Annotated in this window: 15 protein-coding genes and 1 riboswitch; of the genes, 3 read left to right on the forward strand and 12 right to left on the reverse strand. The window is 57.4% G+C overall.

The window, feature by feature from the left end:
- Window positions 1-179 precede the first annotated feature (179 nt).
- From SLW74_RS24765 to ahcY, 3 genes are all read right to left on the reverse strand, one after another.
- On the reverse strand, window positions 180-989 hold the full coding sequence (locus SLW74_RS24765) for a substrate-binding periplasmic protein (RefSeq protein WP_410930435.1): 810 nt from the start codon (window positions 987-989) through the stop codon (window positions 180-182).
- A gap of 155 nt (window positions 990-1144) precedes the next feature.
- Window positions 1145-1990 carry a methylenetetrahydrofolate reductase [NAD(P)H] gene (gene metF / locus SLW74_RS24770; RefSeq protein WP_410930410.1) on the reverse strand — a complete coding sequence of 282 codons (846 nt, stop codon included), beginning with the start codon at window positions 1988-1990 and terminating at the stop codon, window positions 1145-1147.
- 181 nt (window positions 1991-2171) lie between these two features.
- Window positions 2172-3581 (reverse strand): adenosylhomocysteinase, encoded by a 1410-nt coding sequence (ahcY, locus tag SLW74_RS24775; protein WP_065991222.1) that lies wholly within the window; start codon window positions 3579-3581, stop codon window positions 2172-2174.
- Window positions 3582-3602: 21 nt separating this feature from the next.
- A riboswitch (S-adenosyl-L-homocysteine riboswitch) is annotated at window positions 3603-3711 on the reverse strand.
- Window positions 3712-3907: 196 nt separating this feature from the next.
- On the opposite strand from ahcY, the gene SLW74_RS24780 reads away from it, so the two are divergent.
- Window positions 3908-4312, forward strand: a complete 405-nt coding sequence (locus SLW74_RS24780; RefSeq protein ID WP_133775566.1) for an acyl-CoA thioesterase — start codon at window positions 3908-3910, stop codon at window positions 4310-4312.
- On the opposite strand, the gene otnI is transcribed toward SLW74_RS24780, so the two are convergent.
- From otnI to SLW74_RS24810, 6 genes are all read right to left on the reverse strand, one after another.
- Window positions 4302-5099: a 2-oxo-tetronate isomerase gene (otnI, locus tag SLW74_RS24785; protein WP_410930411.1), complete on the reverse strand. Its 798-nt coding sequence runs from the start codon at window positions 5097-5099 to the stop codon at window positions 4302-4304. The genes SLW74_RS24780 and otnI overlap by 11 nt on opposite strands.
- 22 nt (window positions 5100-5121) lie before the next feature.
- The gene (locus SLW74_RS24790; protein ID WP_410930412.1) at window positions 5122-6579 is read right to left on the reverse strand and encodes an SLC13 family permease; all 1458 of its coding nucleotides are present in this window, start codon (window positions 6577-6579) and stop codon (window positions 5122-5124) included.
- Window positions 6580-6663: 84 nt separating this feature from the next.
- A complete protein-coding gene (locus SLW74_RS24795; RefSeq protein ID WP_410930436.1) occupies window positions 6664-7302 on the reverse strand; it encodes an aldolase in 639 nt (212 codons plus the stop codon).
- Between the two features lie 20 nt (window positions 7303-7322).
- Complete coding sequence (gene otnK / locus SLW74_RS24800) at window positions 7323-8615, reverse strand: 3-oxo-tetronate kinase (RefSeq protein WP_410930413.1); 1293 nt, start codon at window positions 8613-8615, stop codon at window positions 7323-7325.
- Between the two features lie 10 nt (window positions 8616-8625).
- Window positions 8626-9612, reverse strand: coding sequence for an L-threonate dehydrogenase (gene ltnD / locus SLW74_RS24805; protein ID WP_274605155.1), 987 nt, complete (start codon window positions 9610-9612; stop codon window positions 8626-8628).
- Window positions 9613-9732: 120 nt separating this feature from the next.
- Window positions 9733-10554, reverse strand: coding sequence for a DeoR/GlpR family DNA-binding transcription regulator (locus SLW74_RS24810; protein ID WP_192135051.1), 822 nt, complete (start codon window positions 10552-10554; stop codon window positions 9733-9735).
- Between the two features lie 307 nt (window positions 10555-10861).
- Here SLW74_RS24810 and SLW74_RS24815 point away from each other — a divergent pair, with 307 nt between their 5' ends.
- Complete coding sequence (locus SLW74_RS24815; RefSeq protein WP_065991229.1) at window positions 10862-11248, forward strand: MAPEG family protein; 387 nt, start codon at window positions 10862-10864, stop codon at window positions 11246-11248.
- Between the two features lie 185 nt (window positions 11249-11433).
- Here SLW74_RS24815 and SLW74_RS24820 read toward each other — a convergent pair whose 3' ends face one another.
- Together SLW74_RS24820 and ligB are read right to left on the reverse strand one after the other, a co-directional pair.
- A complete protein-coding gene (locus tag SLW74_RS24820) occupies window positions 11434-11853 on the reverse strand; it encodes a DUF1090 domain-containing protein (RefSeq protein ID WP_410930414.1) in 420 nt (139 codons plus the stop codon).
- A gap of 59 nt (window positions 11854-11912) precedes the next feature.
- The gene (gene ligB, locus SLW74_RS24825) at window positions 11913-13598 is read right to left on the reverse strand and encodes an NAD-dependent DNA ligase LigB (protein WP_410930415.1); all 1686 of its coding nucleotides are present in this window, start codon (window positions 13596-13598) and stop codon (window positions 11913-11915) included.
- 189 nt (window positions 13599-13787) lie between these two features.
- Between ligB and SLW74_RS24830 the strand changes: the two genes are divergently transcribed.
- Complete coding sequence (locus SLW74_RS24830) at window positions 13788-14408, forward strand: LysE family translocator (protein WP_410930416.1); 621 nt, start codon at window positions 13788-13790, stop codon at window positions 14406-14408.
- Window positions 14409-14563: 155 nt separating this feature from the next.
- Here the strand turns inward: SLW74_RS24830 and SLW74_RS24835 are convergent, their stop codons facing one another.
- Window positions 14564-19510, reverse strand: coding sequence for an RHS repeat domain-containing protein (locus SLW74_RS24835; RefSeq protein WP_410930417.1), 4947 nt, complete (start codon window positions 19508-19510; stop codon window positions 14564-14566).
- Between the last annotated feature and the right edge of the window lie 277 nt (window positions 19511-19787).

The following is a 19787-nucleotide window of genomic DNA, read 5'->3' on the forward strand; positions in this document are numbered from 1 at the left end:
CTGCTGCGGTCATCGCACAGTCCTTGGAAGGTGCAATGGCGTCCGGTCCTGTGGAGGTCTGTAAGTTCAACTCGGGCAGGGGCGCTAAAAAGTGCGCTGCTGACGTGTTCGAGAAGTCTTCTGTGAGACCGTGCACCCGGGCGCAAGCCTGGCGGGGACGCCGGAGTATAACAGAGCAATCACAACGCGCTGCTTTCCTGCTGCTCAACGGTTTTATCGACCCTTTCCTCCGATTCTGCAGGGAGTGTCGTCGGCGTTTCGCCGGTGTACCGCTCCACCAGTTTCGCGTACGCGGGCTCACGCTTGAAACGCTTCAGTTCTGCACTGAACCGCTGGGCCAGCAGGTCCATGCCGGCATTGCGGCGCAGCGCCAGATACTGCCCCCGGTGATTGAGCACGGTCGGCAGCTGACTAACCTGGCCTTGGAGCTTGAGCCGCTCGATCATCTGCCGGCCCAGCAGGCGATCGGTTACCATCAGATCGATGCGGCCGCGAATCAGTTTGCCGAAGTTCGCTTCATGGCTCGGCGCAGGCTCTCGGATGAACGCCGTCGAGGTGTCGAACGCCGGGATGTATCGATAGCCCGGAGAGACGCCGATGGTCAGCCCGCGCAAGTCCTCCATGCTATTGAAGGCATGGGGCCTGGCATTGGCCTGAAACAGCACCCAGTCAATGCTCGACAACGGTTCGTCCGGATACAACAGATCAACGCGCGCCTCGTCCTTGTTTATATCGAGAACACCGTCGGCCTCGCCTTCACTGAGCATCATCAGGCAGCGCTTCCAGGGGAGAAACTGCCACTCGACGTCGATGCCCAGGCGTTCGAACACAATCGCCGTGGTGTCGTAATCAAGCCCGGAGGCGTGGTTGCCGTCCACGATGACATAGGGTGACCAGGGTTCGGTGACGATCCGCAATTTCTCGCCCAGCGCGCTGAAGCTCAGGCAGGCCAGGAGGACAGCAACGGATAGGGGAAGGATGGGCGGCATGCGCGCGAGATTACGACGCAAGCTAACTAAATAGAAGTGATGATTCTCAACAAAAGCAGAAGGCAGGGCTCAACGACGGGACTGGCAGGCTTCGGGGTGAAGAAGCCTGCCAGTGAAGCCAGCGAAGTTTCAATCCGACTGGATTGAAACCGTTATCACGCAGAGAGCTTCAGATTGTTCCAGACCGCCAGGCTCGGTTCGGCCTGATTCAGCGTGTAGAAATGCAGGCCGGGGGCGCCACTGTGCAGCAGTCGTTCGCACATTTCAGTGATGACATGCTCGCCGAACGCTTGAATGCTGGCCGTATCATCGCCGTACGCTTCCAGCTGTTTGCGAACCCAGCGCGGGATCTCCGCACCGCACGCGTCCGAAAAGCGCGCCAGTTTGCTGTAGTTGGTGATCGGCATGATGCCCGGCACGATCGGAATATCCACGCCCAGCTTCTGCACGCGCTCGACGAAGTGGAAGTAGCTGTCGGCGTTGAAGAAGTACTGGGTGATCGCACTGTTGGCGCCGGCGTTGGCCTTGCGCACGAAGTTTTTCAGATCGTCTTCGAAGTTGCGCGCCTGGGGGTGCATCTCGGGGTAGGCCGCGACTTCAATGTGGAAATGATCGCCGGTTTCTTCACGGATGAAGCTCACCAGGTCATTGGCATAACGCAGCTCACCACTGGCCATGCCCATGCCGGACGGCAGGTCACCGCGCAGGGCAACGATGCGTTTGATGCCGGCTTCCCGGTACTGCGTCAGCAAGCTGCGCAGGTCGGCCTTGCTGTCACCGACGCACGACAAGTGCGGAGCGGCGGGAATATGCACTTCTTTTTCCAGCTGCAGCACGGTGTTGATCGTGCGGTCGCGCGTGGAACCCCCGGCACCGTAAGTGCAGGAGAAAAAACTGGGGTTGTAGCTGGCCAGCGTACGCGCCGTGGCAAGCAGTTTTTCATGACCAGCGTCGGTCTTCGTCGGGAAGAATTCGAAGCTGTAGCTACGGTCTTGGCTCATGGAGCGAGTCTCCAGCGGCAAGCTACAAGCCATAAGCTGCAAGAGTGGCCGTGCGCCGTATCCTGCAGATCAAGGCTTGTCACCTGGTGCTGCTAAATGCTTGGACGATTTAAAGCCTGACGCGGCAAGTCATGACAATGGTGATGCCTTTACTTGCCGCTTGAAGCTTGCCGCTTACTGCTTAGTAGCGATAAGCGTGCGGCTTGAACGGACCTTCGACGGTCACGCCGATGTAGTCGGCCTGGGTCTTGGTCAGCTTGGTCACGACGCCGCCGAAGCCACGGACCATTTCCAGGGCCACTTCTTCGTCCAGCTTCTTCGGCAACACTTCAACGGTCAGACGCTCGGCTTTCTGGGCAGGGCTCAGGTCAGCGTACTTCTGGCCGAACAGGAAGATCTGCGCCAGCACCTGGTTGGCAAACGAGCCGTCCATGATGCGGCTCGGGTGACCGGTTGCGTTGCCCAGGTTCACCAGACGGCCTTCGGCCAGCAGGATCAGGTAGTCGTCGTTCTGAGGATCGAACGCGCCAGCGCCGGTGCGGTGAATCTTGTGCACTTGCGGCTTCACTTCTTCCCATGCCCAGTTCTTGCGCATGAAAGCGGTGTCGATTTCGTTGTCGAAGTGACCGATGTTGCAGACCACTGCGCGTTTTTTCAGCGCCTTGAGCATGTTGGCGTCGCAGACGTTGACGTTACCGGTGGTGGTGACGATCAGGTCGATCTTGCCCAGCAGTGCTTTGTCGATGCTCGCTTCGGTGCCGTCGTTCTCGCCGTCGATGAAAGGCGAAACCAGTTCGAAACCGTCCATGCACGCTTGCATGGCGCAGATCGGGTCGACTTCGGTGACCTTGACGATCATGCCTTCCTGACGCAGCGACTGAGCCGAACCCTTGCCCACGTCACCGTAGCCGATGACCAGCGCTTGCTTGCCGGACAGCAGGTGGTCGGTGCCGCGCTTGATGGCGTCGTTCAGGCTGTGACGGCAGCCGTACTTGTTGTCGTTCTTGCTCTTGGTGACCGAGTCGTTGACGTTGATCGCAGGGATCTTCAGTTCGCCCTTGGCCAGCATGTCCAGCAGGCGGTGAACGCCCGTGGTGGTCTCTTCGGTCACGCCATGGACGCGGTCCAGGATGGCCGGGTATTTCTTGTGCAGCAGCTCGGTGAGGTCGCCGCCGTCGTCGAGGATCATGTTGGCGTCCCATGGCTGACCGTCCTTGAGGATGGTCTGCTCCAGGCACCACTCGTACTCGGCTTCGGTTTCGCCTTTCCAGGCGAAGACCGGAATGCCGGCAGCAGCGATAGCGGCAGCGGCCTGATCCTGAGTCGAGAAGATGTTGCAGGACGACCAGCGTACTTCGGCACCCAGGGCAACCAGGGTTTCGATCAGCACGGCAGTCTGAATGGTCATGTGGATGCAGCCGAGAATCTTCGCGCCCTTGAGCGGTTGATCGCCAGCGTACTTGCGACGCAGGCCCATCAGGGCTGGCATTTCGGATTCGGCGATAATGGTTTCGCGACGGCCCCAGGCAGCCAGGGACATGTCGGCGACTTTGTAGTCGTTGAAATCGTTGGGCGTCAGTACAGCACTCATAAAGAGTCTCCATTCGTAGGGTGCGAATGGGCGCCGTTGTGCGTTTAAAGCTTGACCGGCGGGAGGCCTGATCAAACAACGCCCTCTCCGAGCCTGACAGGTCTGACCTGCTGCAGCGCCCCTCGGACAGGTGGCGGGAAAACGGTAACAAGGTGTGATGACCGTTTTTTGAAGCGGTGGCGATTATCTTTCTTTGAGCTGCAAGTGGCAAGCTGCAAGCGGCAAGCGGTAAACAACAGCGGGCCTGCTTTTAACTTGCAGCTTCAGGCTTGAAGCTTGAAGCTGGGGCACATCCCCCACCGTCTCCCAAACACCCCGGAGCCTCCATGAACTTTCACACTCGCAAATGGGTAAAACCTGAAGACCTCAACCCCAACGGCACGTTGTTCGGCGGCAGTCTCCTGCGCTGGATCGACGAAGAGGCGGCCATTTACGCCATTGTTCAGTTGGGCAATCAGCGCGTTGTGACCAAGTACATTTCCGAGATCAACTTCGTCAGCGCCTCGCGTCAGGGCGACATCATCGAGCTGGGGATTACCGCGACCGAATTCGGCCGCACATCCATCACGCTAACGTGCCAGGTCCGCAACAAGATCACCCGCAAGAGTATTCTCACGGTCGAGAAAATGGTCTTCGTGAATCTGGGCGAAGACGGCCTGCCGGCGCCACACGGCAAGACCGAAATCACCTATGTGAAGGATCAGTTCAAGGAAGACGTGATCAACGAGTGATCGCGCTGCGCGCCTGCCAGTCACGCAGCCACTGCAGTCCTTCGCTGGTATCGCCTTTCGGACGGTATTCGCAGCCGACCCAGCCGGTGTAGCCCAGGCGGTCGATTTCTTCGAACAGCCACGGGTAATTCACTTCCCCCACGCTCGGCTCATGGCGGTCCGGCACGCCGGCGATCTGGATGTGGCCGATACCGGCGAAGTCGCGGCGCAGCTTGCTGGTGACGTCGCCCTCGACGATCTGGCAGTGATAGCAGTCGAACTGCACCCGCAGATTGTCGGCGCCGACTTCTTTAAGCACAGCCTGGCCTTGATCCTGACGGTTCAGGAAGAAGCCCGGAATGTCGCGGGTGTTAATCGGCTCGATCAACACCGTCAACCCGACCTTGGCGGCGTGCTGCGCGGCGAAGCTCAGGTTTTCCAGGTACACCGCGTGATGCTTCTGGCGCAGGTCTTCACTGGGCAGCAGGCCGGCCATGACGTGAATGCGGTCGTTACCCAGAACCGCTGCGTAATCCAGCGCTTTCTGGAAGCCGTCGCGAAACTCACTCTCCCGACCAGGCAATGAAGCAATGCCGCGCTCGCCTTTGGAGAAGTCGCCCGGCGGGGCGTTGAACAGCGCCTGGGTCAGGCCGAAGTCGTCCAGACGCAGCTTGATTTCCTCGGCTTTGAAGTCGTACGGAAACAGGTATTCCACGCCCTTAAAGCCGTCACTCGCCGCAGCCGAGAAGCGCGCCAGAAAGTCGTGTTGCGGATACATCATGCTGAGGTTGGCAGCGAAGCGAGGCATGGTTATCTCCTAGTTGAAGCCGTTAGACGAAAGGCCAGAGCAGCAGCGTCATCAAGAACCCGAGGGTGCCCAGAATGGTCACCAGGAAGGTCCAGGTGCGCAGGCCGTCGGCAACGTTCAGGCCCGCCAGTTTGGTGAACATCCAGTAACCGGCGTCGTTGATGTGCGACATCGCCAGACCGCCACCGCCCATGGCCAGACAGAGCAGCGCCATGTGGTTGGCGCTCAGGTTCAGCGTGGCGATCAGCGGGCTGAGAATGCCGGCCGTGGTCACCAGCGCCACTGTGGTCGAGCCCTGTACCGCGCGCAACAGCAGCGTCAGCAGAAAGCCCAGCGCGAGAACCGGCAGCCCGGTGTTGCGCAGCGCTTCGGACACCACTGCGCCGATACCGGTATCCACCAGCACCTTGCCGAACACGCCGCCAGCGCCCGCAATCAGGATCACCATCGCCACGCCGGGCAATGCCGAACCCACGACATCGGACACCTGACTGCGGCTCCAGCCACGGCGCGAACCCAGCAGCCAGGCGCACAGCAGTGTGTCGATCAGCAGTGCCACCAGCGGCGCACCGAGAACGGTCAGCACGCTGCGCAGCATTGAGTCGGCCGGCAGCATCGTGGTCGCCAGCGTGCCGAGCAGGATCAGAATGATCGGCAGCAGAATCAGCGCGATGATGATGCCTGCACCCGGCGCCGGCGCCTTTGGCAGGCGTGCCGCCAGGCTGCTGGCGTTTTCTTCAAGGCCCAGTTCTTTGGTGTGGGTCGCTTCAGACACCCGCGAATAATCGTTGTTGGCCCATGCCACCAAGTCTTCGTTGGTGACGTGAGAGCCATACACTTCGCTGCGAATATCGTCGGTCATTGGGTAGACCTTGCGGGTCATGCGCCCGGCAATCAGGTAACCGATCAGGCACAGAATGCCCACCATCGGCAGCCCGAACATCAACACGCGACCCAGGTCCGCACCCAGCTGGCCGGCTGCTGCGACGGCGCCCGGGTGCGGCGGCAGGAAGGCGTGCACCGACAGCAGCGCTGCGCACATCGGCAGCGCGTAAACCAGCAGCGGTTTACGTGCGGCACGGGCAACCCCGTAGGCCAGCGGCATGAGGATGATCACGCCCACTTCGAAGAACACCGGAATACCGACCATGAAACCCGCCACGGTCAGGGCCAGCGGCGTGCGCCGGTTGCCGAAGCGGTTGATCAGCGTCTTGGCCAGCGCCTCGGCGCCGCCGGACAGTTCGATGATGCGGCCGATCATGGCGCCAAGGGCAATGATGATCGCGATGTGGCCGAGGGTTTTGCCCATGCCGCCTTCGATGGTCGCCACCAGATCGCTGGGTTTAACCCCGGCCACCAGCGCCACGATAATGCTGACCAGCATCAGCGCCACGAACGGTTGGAATTTGTATTTCAGGACCAGAAGCAGCAACAGCGCAATGCCCGCTCCGGCGACGATCATGAGGAGTAGAGGAGTCATGTTGTGTCCCGTTGTTATTGTTTTCCGGCGAGGCCGGTCCGCCGAAAACCGGAGGGCCGGTTTTCGATCAAAACGCCGTTGGGGTTACCAGTTCACGCCGAACGTCTGGCGCAGTTCTTCCAAAGCGGCTGCGTCCAGCGGTTCAGGTTTGGGGTTGCTCATCAGCCAGAGGCGTGCGGTCTCCTCCAGCTCTTCCAGCGCATAAGAAGCCTTGGCGACCGAGCTTTCCCAGATCACCGGGCCGAGTCGCTCGAGCATCACGCCACGCACGCTGTTCGCCAGTTTCGCCACTTGTTCAGCGACGTTCGGCGAGCCGGGGCGCTCGTAGGCAATCAAGGGAATGTGCCCGACCTTCATCACCTGATACGGCGTGATGGGCGGGAGGATGTCGTCCGGTTTCCAGACGCCGGCCAGGGTCAGCGCAACCAGATGCGTCGAGTGGGTGTGCACCACGCCGCCGACGCCGGGATTGCGGTCGTAGACCTGACGATGCAGGGCTAAAGTCTTTGACGGCTTGTCCCCGGAAACCCATTCGCCGGCCAGATTGACCTTGGCGATGGCATCAGGATCGAGACGCCCCAGGCATGCGTCGGTTGGCGTGATCAGCCAGCCATCGTCGAGGCGGGCGCTGATGTTGCCCGCGCTGCCGACGGTGTAGCCGCGTCCGAACAGCAGACGGCCGATGGCGCAGATTTCTTCACGCTGCTTGTTTTCGGCGCTCACTGAACTGCTGGTTACGTTGCTCACTGGGCACTCCCTGCCAGCTGCTTGAGGGCTTTGTCGAAAAAGTCACGGCCACCGAAATTCCCTGACTTCAGCGCCAGGGCCAGAGGCGTCGCGCCGCTGCTGATGGTCGCTGGAACACCCGGGTCGATCTGCGCGCCGATCTTCAGCAAGCTCACGCCCAGCGCCTGAACCACGGCACCGGAGGTTTCGCCACCGGCGACGACAAAGCGTTTCACGCCCGCGTCGAGCAGGCCGCGAGCGATCTGCCCCAGCGCGTCTTCGACCAGCGCGCCGGCACGTTCAACGCCGAGTTTTTGCTGCACGGCTTTGACTTCTTCCGGGCTGCTGGTCGCGTAGATCAACACGGTTTGCCCGGCATCGCGGGCGAACGCCAAAGAATCTGCCACCACCGGTTTGCCGTCAGCCAGTGCCAACGGATCGATGCGCAGGGCAGGCCGTTTGGCCTCAAGCCAGGCGGCAACCTGACCGTTGGTGGCGACCGATGCGCTGCCCGCCAATACGACTTCGCCGCCGTCGACGTGCTCAAGCTTCGCCGCATCAATGTCGCGCAGCTTGCCCGCTTTGCGGAAATTACCCGGCAGACCGAGCGCCAGACCCGAGCCACCGGTGAGCAGCGGCAGGTCGGCGCAGGCTTCGCCCAGCGTGTACAAATCAGCGTCCGACAATGCGTCAGCAATCGCCATGACCACGCCGTCCGCACGCAGCTCTTTGATGCGCGCACGCACGCCGTCGACGCCTTTGGCGATGCTGTCGTAACGCAGCAGGCCGACTTTCTGCGTGGTCTGGGATTGCAGCACGCGCACCAGATTGGCATCGGTCATCGGCGTCAGCGGGTGGTTCTGCATGCCGCATTCGCTGAGCAGTTGGTCCTGCACGAACAAATGACCACGGAAGATCGTGCGACCGTTCTCCGGGAACGCCGGGCATGCCAGGGTGAAGTCGCTGTTCAGCGCCTTGAGCAGCGCTTCGCTGACCTGACCGATGTTGCCTTTGGCGGTGGAATCGAACGTCGAGCAGTACTTGAAGAAGATCTGCTCACAGCCGCGATCACGCAGCCATTGCAGCGCGGCAAGGGATTCCTCAACCGCTTCTGCAGCCGGCGTGGTGCGGGATTTCAGAGCGATGACGATGGCGTCGGCATCCAGTTCAGCCAGGCTTTCGGCGCTCGGGATACCAATGCTCTGCACGGTGCGCATTCCACCCCGCACCAGCATGTTGGCCAGGTCGGTGGCGCCGGTGAAGTCATCGGCAATGCAGCCCAACAGAGGGCGCGGAGTCGTGGTGCTCATCAGCGTCATCTCAGTTGTTTTCAGGCTTGGCGGTCGGCAGTTCGATGCCCGGGAAAATCTTGATCACGGCAGAGTCATCCTCGCGGCCAAAGCCAGCGGTAGAGGCTTGCATGAACATCTGGTGGGCGGTGGACGACAACGGCAGCGGGAATTTGCTGGCGCGGGCGGTATCCAGCACCAGGCCCAGGTCTTTGACGAAGATGTCCACGGCCGACAGCGGCGTGTAGTCCGCTTTGAGGATGTGCGGCACGCGGTTCTCGAACATCCACGAGTTACCGGCGCTGTTGGTGATCACTTCGTACAGCGCGTCCGCGTCTACGCCTTCGCGCAGGCCCAGGGCCATGGCTTCGGCGCTGGCGGCGATGTGGACGCCGGCCAGCAGCTGATTGATGATTTTGACTTTCGAACCCAGGCCATGAACGTCGCCCAGGCGATACACCTTGCCCGCCATGCCGTTGAGGATCGCGTCGGCCTTGGCGTAGGAATCAGCCGGGCCGGAGGTCATCATGGTCATCTCGCCAGCAGCTGCCTTGGCCGCGCCGCCGGAGATCGGCGCGTCGAGGTAGAGCAGGCCTTTTTCGGTGAGGCGCTGACCCAGTTCGATGGCGAAGGTCGGTGCGACCGTGGCGCAACCGATGATCAGGCTGCCCGGGCGCAGGGCGGCGACTGCGCCGTTGTCGCCGAACAATACGGTTTCGGTCTGCTCGGCATTGACCACGACGGTGATGATCACGTCGCAGGCCGCGGCCATGCTCGCAGGAGATTCACAGGCAACGCCGCCTTCGCTGGCGAATTGCTCGGTCACGGCCGCGCGCACGTCACAGGCATGAACGTTGAAGCCGCTGCGCAGCAGGGAGCGCGCAATGCCCAGGCCCATCGCACCCAGACCAATGACGCCGACATTCTTGTTATTCATGAATCTCTCCTCGGGTGAGCGCCGAAGTTCATCAGCACTCGAACGGTGTTTGTTCTGATCTGTTAAAGATAGTGAACCCATGATCGGATAATGTGAAGAGCTTTTTTGAATTAACAAAAATTAACATTGCTGCTGTCGGGCACAAAAAAGCCCCAGTCGAGACTGAGGCCTGGTAACCATCGACTGTAGAAGCGCGCTGAATTAGCGTGGCTGGTCCACCGACGCCAACATCAATTCAACCCCCAGTCCTCGAATGCTGTCCGCTGCGCCGTGGGCGAGGCGGTCGTCGCTGATGATCGTGTCGAACTGCTCCAGACCGGCGACCTTGTACATGCCGAACGTGCCGTATTTCGTGCTGGTCGTCAGCAACACTGTGCGCGACGCCGACTGCATCGCCGCTTGCTTGACCTCAACCTTGAGCGCGGAGGGCGTGGTCGTGCCTCGCTGCAGATCCCATGAGCTGGTGGACATGAACGCGACATCGGTTGCCAGTTGCCGCAACGTCGCCGCTGCCAGCCCGCCGACACAGGATCGGTTCGGGTGGTCCAGCAAGCCGCCGGTATGAATCACATCTACGTGGGCTGCGTCAGCGAGTGCATTGACCACGCCGAAGTCGTTGGTGACCACGGTCATGCCCGCCAGCGCGACGATGTACGGGACGATTTCCAGCGTGCTGGTCCCGGCGTCCAGGTACACCGTCATCTCGGGGTGCAGCAGGCTGGCGGCCAGTTTGGCCATCGCCTGTTTGTGCGGCAGCTCGACCACGGCCTTGGACTGGTGACTGGGCTCGCTGTGAACCTGGCTGGCGATGCGCACGCCACCGGTCACCGAATAGGCACGGCCACTTTGCTCGAGCAGCGCGATGTCGCGGCGGACGGTCATATGCGAGCAGTCGAACATGTCCATGAGCTGATGCACGCTCAGCACTTGATGCTTGCGCAGCTGACGCAGCATCAACTCCCGGCGCTGATCGGGAATCATCGGCGCTGCGCCACTGAGGGTGGCGTCTTCTTCGCTGGACATGCAGGCTCCTGGGCAACGAGATACAGCCGCGGTCGGCTGGGTGGCTGGCATCTTAGCCAATCGGGATGGCGGTGACAGTAACGACGAGCAAACTGCACGCGGGTTGTTCTCTGTAGGACTGGCTTCAGCCGGGAAGGGGCCGGTGTGTGCGCCATCAAGTTCGCGGAGTGATGGGTGACGCCTTCCCGGCTAAAGCCGGTCATACGGTTGCATTCGTTGCCTGTAAGAACCTTTCGACGGGCCGTGGCTCTTAGGCTGTAGATGGGCGTTTTCTAATGAAGCTCAAATTCTAAAAAAGGATGCAGGTATGACCGTCGCGTTTTGGTGTGTGTTAATCGTGATTCTGTTGCCGATAGGGTGCGCTGGCATTGCCAAGTTCAGCAGCGGCAAATTCAGTGCACGGCACAATCATGACCCCCGGGACTTTCTCGACCGCCTCGAAGGTCTCCCGCGCCGCGCCCACAATGCGCAGCTCAATAGTTTTGAAGCGATTCCCGGGTTTGCCGCTGGCGTAATCATCGCCCACGTCGCCGGCGTGGCGCAGTTGGTGACGATCGACGTACTCGCCGTGCTGTTCGTGACCAGCCGCCTGCTCTACATCATCTTCTATCTGGCGGATCTCGCGACGTTGCGCTCGCTGGCCTGGATCGCCGGGCTTGGGCTGGTGATTGCGTTGTTTGGCGTCTCAGTCTGATCGCTCAACCGTAGCGCTGACACCCTGAGATCTTGCCGCGAAAAAGACCGTGTGGGAGTGAGCTTGCTCACGAAGAGGCCAGTACATCCGCCAAATCTTCATCGGCAGAAATGCCGTCTTCGCGAGCAAAATGGAGCGCCACCCCGGTCGCTCCTGTAGAAAAAGATAAAGGCCCGCAGACGACCTTACTCGTCATCCTCGTCGGGCTGCACCTTCTCCAGTTTTTCCTGCTCGTCCTGCAGTTCCTTGCGGGACTCGGCCAGCTTGTCTTTACGCTTGTCGATTTTCTCCGGATCGCCCTTGCTCATGGCCTTGTTCAGGTCCGCCTGGCGACGGCTGACTTCACGCTTGGCATCCAGCACCTTCTGTTCCTGCTGCTTGACCAGGTCGACGTCGGTGCAGTTGGCGTTCAATTCGCTTAAGGCTTTTTGCAGCCCGGCCTGCTGATCGGTGTCGCCGGCGGCTTTGGCGCTCTCAATCTGAGTGGCGATGTCCTGGCGCTTCGCGGCGCATCCGGACGGTTCCGGCGCCTGCTCGGCTGCAAACACGGGTGCGGCCAGAAACCCGCACGCGGTGAATGCAAAAAGGGATGACAGGAATTTCATGAATACTCCTTGAATACACCTAGCCGCACGCTCTACACCATCATGCGGCCCTGAAAATACTAAAAACCGTTGATGCCTTCGTCCTTCAGCTGCCTGCTTAGGGCCTGCACTTGCGGGTCTTGAAAAAATGCATGTAACTGCTTCGCCCGTCCCGAGCCAATGCCGGGTTCGGCCTGCCATTCCATGACGCTTCGCGAGGCCAGCGCTGCCCACGAATCACCCAGATCAACGCCCGTGGCCGGCGGTAAACCGATGGCTTTGAGCCACACGACAAAGGGCTTATCGCGTGCAGCCTGAAAACTTGCCAGCAGTTTAGCGCTGCTGCGCTCGCCCATGCCGGGAATGTTAGCAAGCCGTGCACCATCGAGGGTCAGCCAGCCCAACAAACCCTTTAATTGCCCTGCCTGAATCAACTTATCCCACGTGCCCGGCCCTACGCCGCTGAGCGCCAACCCCTTCTTCCCACCCAGCCATTTCAACCGTTCGCGGAACTGGCTTTCGCAGCCCTCGACCGGCTGCCAGCAACTCAGCGAATGATAATCCTCAGCGCGCGGAACGCTCAGCGGCGCCCGCTCGACGCTTCGCGACACCACCTCATCCAGCCGCGGAATCGTCAGCCCGGCCAGGCTGATGGCGACCTGATCCCCAGGCCGGATGTCCATGCCTTGCCAACGTTTCAACGAACCGACGCTGATGCGATTGATCATGCGGTCATCCAGGCGCACCGGTTCGACATCCAGAACGGGCGTGATCTTGCCGCTGCGCCCGACGTTGAAATGAACCTTGCGCACCTCGGCCAGCGCCTGCGCAAACGGGTACTTCCACGCCGCGATCCAGTAAGGCGCTTTCGCCTGCCAGCGCTCGGCTGACGGACGCTCGCCCTGCCGCATAACCACGCCATCGGTGGCAAACGGCAGCGGCGAACGGTACCAGTGTTCTCGCCAGTTCTTCGCCTGAGCGAACCCCTCCACTGGTTCGCTGAAGCGCGCGCTGTCCTCGAAACCCATGGCTGTGAGCCCTGCCAATCGCTCGGTCATGTCCGACGGACCTTCCGGCCAGTCCCAGACGAACAGCCCGATATTCGCGCCTTCCTGTTCGCTGATCGCGTGACGCGCCAGCAGCCCGGCCACTTTGCTGCGAGCGTTCAGACTGCCGGCGTCCGCCTGAACGTGATCTGTCAGCTTCCAATACAACTCGCCCTGGAGGATCACGGTCTTTTCCCACGCGAGATGGCGAGGGATCGCCTCGATCTGGTGGGCATGTCCGGTCCAGTCCTGACCGAAAACCCCGTCGCCCCGGCTGATAGCGCTCACCAGTTTCCCGTCGACATACACCAGCGTGACCGCCACGCCATCCACTTTTGGCTGAATCCACAGATCGGTTCGTTCTTTGAGCCACGCCTGAACGGCGGCCTCGCCCGGCAATTTCGTCAGGCCGGTGTGGGGGATGGGATGTGCAACGGGACCGCGCGCGGTTTTCAGCGGATTGGAGGGCGACGCCGAAGTGGCGGCGAAACAACTGCGCAGATCGGCGAGTCGCTGAACGGATTGGTCGTACAGCTCATCGGCCACCAGAGACACGCCTTGGCGGTGATAGCTGTCGTCCCATTGGGTGATCTGGGTTTGCAGCGAAAGGATCTCGCTTCGGGCTTTGGCCGGTGGCCAGTCGGGGCATGTTTGCGCGTTTGAATGGATGGCCAGAAGAGGCAGTGCACAGAGGACCAGTGCGCGAAGGGAGAGCAGCATCGGAGCGTCCTTGCCGGGGGAGGGACTTCAAGGCTAGGTTTTCCCGATGGGCGTTTCATCGCGCCGTGGTTACCGCGTTTGTCTCGCACCGATACACCCAGCCCCTGATTCCCCGCCCAGCTGTGCCTTGAGCCGCGCGCCCACGAGTGCAAAATGATGTTTCACCCGGCTACTGGAAGAGACACTGCCATGGACCTGTCGACCTTCGCTGTATTCATCCCCGCCTGTTTCGCCCTGAACATGGCGCCGGGCCCGAACAATCTGCTCTCCATCAGCAACGCCTCACGTTATGGATTCGGCGGCGCTTGCATGGGCGGGCTCGGGCGGTTGCTGGCATTCGCGATCATGATCGCGCTGGCAGCGGTTGGGCTTACAGCGGTGCTGCATACGTCCGAGTGGCTGTTTCATACGATCAAGATTGTGGGGGCGGCGTATCTGTTCTATCTGGCGTTACAACTGTGGCGAGCGCCATGCGAGGCGCACGATATCGAAGCCGGCGCGCAGGCCAGAGTGACGAGACTGGCACGTCAGGAGTTTCTGGTCGCTATTGGCAACCCCAAAGCCATTCTGTTGTTTACGGCGTTCCTGCCGCAGTTTGTGGATCGTTCCGGCGTGGTCACCACTCAGTTCGCACAACTGGGGGGGATGTTTCTGGTGCTGGAATGTATCGCCATCGCGCTGTACTGCTGGATGGGTGTGCATGCGCGTCGGCTGTTTGCCCAGCCAAGTGGCAGGCGGCTTTTCAATCGGGTGTGTGCGGGGTTGTTGGCGAGCGCGGCTTCGTTTTTGCTAGTGGCGCGGCGGGGGTAGTTTTGACAACCAAACTCCGGATTGGTGTTGACCATCAATATCAACAGAAGCTGATGAAAACGCATAGTCCGCGAGCCGGTAGGTCAGTCGGCTGACACAGTTTCACCTGTCGGCTCGCGGGATTGTGTTAATGCATGTCAATGGACTCATTGTCTCTATGCATACTGCTTCGCTGCGATGACGAGCCCAAGCAGGGCCATCATCCCCATTGTTGTACCTACCACCCGGACCGCAGGCTGTTCTGCAATTCTCGCAAGCGTCTCGATGAATGCGCTGCTCATCGAAGTCTGGATACCACTGGTCATGCTGGAAGCCGTGCTAAAAGCGTATCTGGAACCTCCAGCGAATTTCATTTCCATTGCGACTCCGGAACGAGAAGCGACCGGAGTGATGAGCTTCATTTCCAGGCTTTCCGCGACTCGGGATTGCACAGCATAACGGGCTGCCCTGCCCATCCTTGGCGCCCCTGCCCTGGCGCCCCTCATCGCCATTCTCCCTGCGCCGGGAGCAAACCCTGCACCCAGGGTAAACACCATACCTACACTGAACAAGCCGAATGATACCCACTCTAGCTTCGCGGAAAGTGCAGGGTTGCTCTCCGAGATAGCAGCAGCGGCGATGCCTACAGCACCAGACGCAATGGTCGAAATGGCTCCAACGATGGTGAACGCTGTAGCCAACGTCGCCCCGAAGGCGGCCACTGCGGCAATGCTCGCACCCAGTGTGAGGACGCCCAGCACAATCGTCAGCACTCCCATCGCAATACCAAACCATGCCCATCCTGACAGGTGCCCTTCGGGGTCGCGGCAATTCACAGGGTCCAGGTAGGTATAACAATTGGGCCCTGCTTCGCCGAAAGGGCTCCAGCTGTCAGGGGTCGTGAAGCGAAACAGGCGCGGACTGTATTGCCGTTCGCCCAAATGGAAGAAGCCGCCCACGTCGTCATACAGCTCGCCCGATTGCCCCACAACCAAGGCAGAATTCGAATGACCTGAAGGCGAGTACTTCTGAGTGCTGCGGCTACCGTCACCCTCCAGCACAATCACGGGGGAGTTCATCCTGTCTATGCCAACGAGCTTTACAGTGCTGGCGGCTGAGCCGTCAGCCCCTGTCACGATTGCCGTGACCTGTTCTGCCATACGCGTAATTCGCGTATGCACATCCCCAATGACCTGATTGCTGAGCAGCGGATATTCCCCGCCTGGCTGGTAATACCATTCACTGCGGATCTTCAATTTGGTCCGCGAGGTGAGCTTGCCTTTCGGGTCATAGTGATAGTGGTACGTGTCTGCTCCATCCTTCAAGCTGGCCAAACGATTGAGTGCGTCGTATGTCAGTGTCTGACTTTTTTCATTTTTGGTCATGCATCCATTGGCGTCATAGCTAAGTTCAATCAGCTTTTGATAGTCTTCGTGAGTGTGTGTGACCCGCGTTAATTGGCATGGATCTTTGGCGTTTTCATAAATAAACGTCGCGGTATCCTTCGCATCGCCAAAATGAGTGACGCACTGCGTTAGATTAGCGGCAAGGTCGTAGGTAAGCTCAAGCCTTGAGATCGGCTTACCATAACCATCCAGAGGCAAATCATCCCCGGTGCATGTGTAGTCGATGAGCATGTCTACACTGCTATAGCTGAACGTTTCATTTCTGAGTGTTTTCTTGCCATCCATCACCATGCGAGTTGCCAGTTGGTTGTTTTTGCGGAGTGTCTGGCTGATAACCAGCTTGTCTTTCTTTCCCGAAGTTGTGATCGTGCGGGAGGTTTCATTGCCCAAAATGTCATAGGCATAATCGGTGATAAGCGTTTTTTGGGTTGATTTATTAGTAGACGTTTGTTTGATGATTTTGTCGAATGCACCGTATTCGTTAACGATCTTAATGTCCGAGTCCTCTGCAGTGGCTATTTTGCCCTTGGTGTATGTCGAGATTTGCTGCTTGGTCGCGGCGTCGGTGAAGGCAGTGTATCCGCCGGTGGGCGAAAATGATTTACAGAGTTTTTTATTAGGTTGGCCGGTAGCCGAGATGATATTTTCCTCGATAACTTTTATTTGGCTGTCATAAGTTAAAGTGGATTTATAACCGCTTTGGTCACTGTATTCTTTAAGCAGCCCCGAATCCGAGAAATACTCGAAGTTGTGTTCGATACTTTCTGCTTTTATGGATTTTATGACATCTCCAAATTCGCGTATGACATCGTACTGAAGATATTTACCGTCGGGCTTGAGTATTTTCGCTGGCGCTTGGAGCGCCCCTGAGTACTCAAATTTCTGTATACCCCCCCCGCTATTGGATTCCTTGAGTCGCTCAAGGCCGTCGAACGCCTGCGTGCCCAGAGACACGGTTATGCCATCGTGAGACGCGCTTAGATGAGTGATTAGCGATTTATCACTGTGCTCGGCATATTCATATTTGAGCTTACTACCATCTGAGCGAGTAATAATGGACGGTCGATTATGAACGTCGCGTAGAAAGGTTGTCGAATTGTTGTAATCGTCTTTGAATGACGTTACAGCGTTCTTCTGGTTATAGCTGTAAGTTTTAGATGAGTGTAAAGCTGGAATTAACGTCGTTGAAAAACCTTTGCCTTCTTCCGCTTTTGCATTCATGGTGTAAATATGCTTTTCAATTACATTGCCTCGTGCATCAACCCGTTCTAAGCGCGACCAGCATTGGTTTTTTCCAGGGTTGAGAGCAAGGTTTGGAATTGCATAGCTTTTGAGTAGGCCGCTTTCGTCAATTTCATAAGAAGCGGTCGAGTTGGCTTTTGTTGTATCAAAGAGATTCTCTAATGGTTTTAAGAGTGTCGGATCGCTGTCAGGATCTCTCAGATTCTCTGAGTCAATATAGGTGGTGATGCAAATTTGATCACTTTCACTAATAAGTGTATGAGTAATATCGTACTCGTCATGAGTCCGCTCGTGATAGGTCCAATAGGAATAGGGTGTCACGTACACGGTATTGTACTCAACGCTTGATGTGGCCAGATCTGCATCACGAATCAGCGCGTGTTGGATAATCCTGCCTGCTGAGTCGTATCCTTTCTCTTCTGCCAAAAGCCATTCGTCAAGTCCCTCAATTGTGTATTCCGCTTTATTGAAGATCCAGGTCTGAACCTCTTGGCTGTGCGGGTCATGCCCAGTCAGTAGTTTACGCCCCACGCTGTCCTGGTGAATAACGTAGCCCTTAAAGCAGGCTATGGGTTCTTCGTATCCCAGAACTTTTTCGTAGGTGTTATCACTGTCGATAATCCCATGTGTAAACGTTTCTTCCGTTTTATAGGGGGTGGCTGAGTTATTGATAATCCCGGTTAACCTAGACAATGGATCCCAGCTGTAATCGGAGATATTCCCATCAATGTCCTTTTCCCTAACCGTCAAGCCTGTGTAGATTGATTTAACGCTTTCGACTGTAGTGACAGACCCATCAAAGCCGGTGATGGTAGATTCGATGCCCTGTTTCTCACCCTCTAGGTTGTATCGAAAATTCGTTGTTTGAGTGGGAGTGGTGTTGTCATTTTGCTTATAGCCGTCCTGCCGGAACGTTTGATGTTGCTTTAATTTTCCATGGAAAAATTTTCCAGGCGTATCAAAATACTCACTTGTTGATTTTTCGAAACGCCAGAGTCCAGTATTTAAAAGAATTTGCCTTGTCATAGACTTTAGTAAATTTGATTGTCGTTTAGGTATTGATTGTAGGGCGGAGGCAGTGCCGATAAAATGACCATAGGTGTAGCGATCTGTGATCTCCGAATCGATATCGGTGTGTATATGCCAGCTTACCAGTGAACTCTCAGTTCCATCTTGATCGAGGTATACATATTGGTCCGTAGTCTGGTCATCGTCGATTTTTTTGATTAGTCGCCCATACTGATCCCAGTCGTATCGTTTTGTAAATATACGCGGATCTTGTTTAGTATCTATGCTCCTGATGTCGATGAGTTTTTCACGTGGCAGCATGTAGTGACTGTAGGAATATACGGTGTCGGTCCGTTTTAGTATTCCCGGTAGGTTTCGGATCGATTTATCTAACAGATGATCTCGGTTTATGGCGTCCTGGGAAGTTTCAATGAATTCAATATTTGACATTTCAAGAAGGTGCTTGCCTTCGTAAAGTGTCGCAAAGCACTCTAGGCTGACGTTCTCGCTGCCGTTGCGTGTTCCGCGTGTTTTGATACACAGAAGTCCCCCCGGCTTTAAGTGATAGCTGTAATCGACTGTCCAGAATGGTGATTCAGTCATATCGCCTTCCATGTGGGCATCGGCAATGAATGTATTGTGTTTTGCAATTCGTGCAGGTTCGTCTTTGACTAAGGCTTTAGACGCGGAGTAAATGACATGTTCGCGTTTTCCTAGTGGGGAAGTAATCATGTTGAGCCTGTTGGGTGATAGATTCTCGTCGTAGCCAAACTCCCACCGAAGCGCTGGTGTAAATGATGTGTTATTAATATGGGTGAGTTGGTTTTTGTCGAGGGTAAGAGAAAAGCTACGCTGCTCATCTTTTGCAGGCCAGAAAACAATCGATATTTTTGACGCTTCCATGTGAATGGAGAGCATTATGGTTTTTGCTACGTCTATATCATCGACTGTATCGAATGCCGTGGTGGATTTGAATATTTCCCTCAGCATGATTTTTGGCGATGCGCCCTCTTCCACATGCCATTTGAAATACAAAGCGTCGCCACTGGTAGACGTACGCGCCGTACAGGCATACCAATGACTCTTCTTAAACAACCACTCGACTGCCCCGGTGTCGCGGTAGGTGATTTTTATCCCTTCGGGTTGCGTCACCTTTACAGCATGAATGTCGCCGGTGTTGTCCTTAAGCGTAAGCGTGCTCCCGTCTTCCTCAACTTCGTACATTCTTCCGTCGCTCAAAGATAATAGTTTACTCTTGGTGCTATATATGGTGACGGGAATCCGCCATCCGTGTCCGAACCCGAAGTCTTTTTGGTTCAGGGGGGAGTAGCACAGCCTTACCTCGAAATTAGGCTCTATAAGAGTGCCCAGTAAGAGGTTCGTGGAGAATGTGCCCGTCCGCAGGTCGACGCCGCTTTCAATATAGCTGTGAAAGTTAACAGCGCCATTGTGAGTGCTAGTTGCCATGATTTCGATTTCCTTCGATTGCGTTGTCTAGCTCATACGAAAACGCTTGGCGCTTTCCGTAGCGAATAATTGATTTGTCATATAACGTTAGCTGCGAGTTGTCCGTCGACGCCTCATTGCCGCCAGAACTGCATGTCAAGGCGATTTGCAATGCTATGGCTGCTACCTCGACTAGTGGGACAATTTAATCTTAGATCAGCATTCATTGGAGCACGATGTGAATGATGCACAGGTGAACTTCAAGTTCAGAATTTTCAAAGGGTTATCGCTATAGACC

Source organism: Pseudomonas sp. W5-36, from assembly GCF_046540455.1.
In the GTDB taxonomy this organism is placed as follows: domain Bacteria; phylum Pseudomonadota; class Gammaproteobacteria; order Pseudomonadales; family Pseudomonadaceae; genus Aquipseudomonas; species Aquipseudomonas graminis_B.

Bases quoted from the DNA above. Each gene is read 5' to 3' on its own strand.
- ltnD (WP_274605155.1), bottom strand. From the start codon at position 9,612: ATGGGTTCACTATCTTTAACAGATCAGAACAAACACCGTTCGAGTGCT.
- SLW74_RS24815 (WP_065991229.1), top strand. From the start codon at position 10,862: ATGACCGTCGCGTTTTGGTGTGTGTTAATCGTGATTCTGTTGCCGATA.
- SLW74_RS24780 (WP_133775566.1), top strand. From the start codon at position 3,908: ATGAACTTTCACACTCGCAAATGGGTAAAACCTGAAGACCTCAACCCC.
- SLW74_RS24835 (WP_410930417.1), bottom strand. From the start codon at position 19,510: ATGGCAACTAGCACTCACAATGGCGCTGTTAACTTTCACAGCTATATT.
- SLW74_RS24790 (WP_410930412.1), bottom strand. From the start codon at position 6,579: ATGACTCCTCTACTCCTCATGATCGTCGCCGGAGCGGGCATTGCGCTG.
- SLW74_RS24830 (WP_410930416.1), top strand. From the start codon at position 13,788: ATGGACCTGTCGACCTTCGCTGTATTCATCCCCGCCTGTTTCGCCCTG.
- SLW74_RS24820 (WP_410930414.1), bottom strand. From the start codon at position 11,853: ATGAAATTCCTGTCATCCCTTTTTGCATTCACCGCGTGCGGGTTTCTG.
- SLW74_RS24765 (WP_410930435.1), bottom strand. From the start codon at position 989: ATGCCGCCCATCCTTCCCCTATCCGTTGCTGTCCTCCTGGCCTGCCTG.
- metF (WP_410930410.1), bottom strand. From the start codon at position 1,990: ATGAGCCAAGACCGTAGCTACAGCTTCGAATTCTTCCCGACGAAGACC.
- otnI (WP_410930411.1), bottom strand. From the start codon at position 5,099: ATGCCTCGCTTCGCTGCCAACCTCAGCATGATGTATCCGCAACACGAC.
- ligB (WP_410930415.1), bottom strand. From the start codon at position 13,598: ATGCTGCTCTCCCTTCGCGCACTGGTCCTCTGTGCACTGCCTCTTCTG.
- SLW74_RS24810 (WP_192135051.1), bottom strand. From the start codon at position 10,554: ATGTCCAGCGAAGAAGACGCCACCCTCAGTGGCGCAGCGCCGATGATT.
- otnK (WP_410930413.1), bottom strand. From the start codon at position 8,615: ATGAGCACCACGACTCCGCGCCCTCTGTTGGGCTGCATTGCCGATGAC.
- ahcY (WP_065991222.1), bottom strand. From the start codon at position 3,581: ATGAGTGCTGTACTGACGCCCAACGATTTCAACGACTACAAAGTCGCC.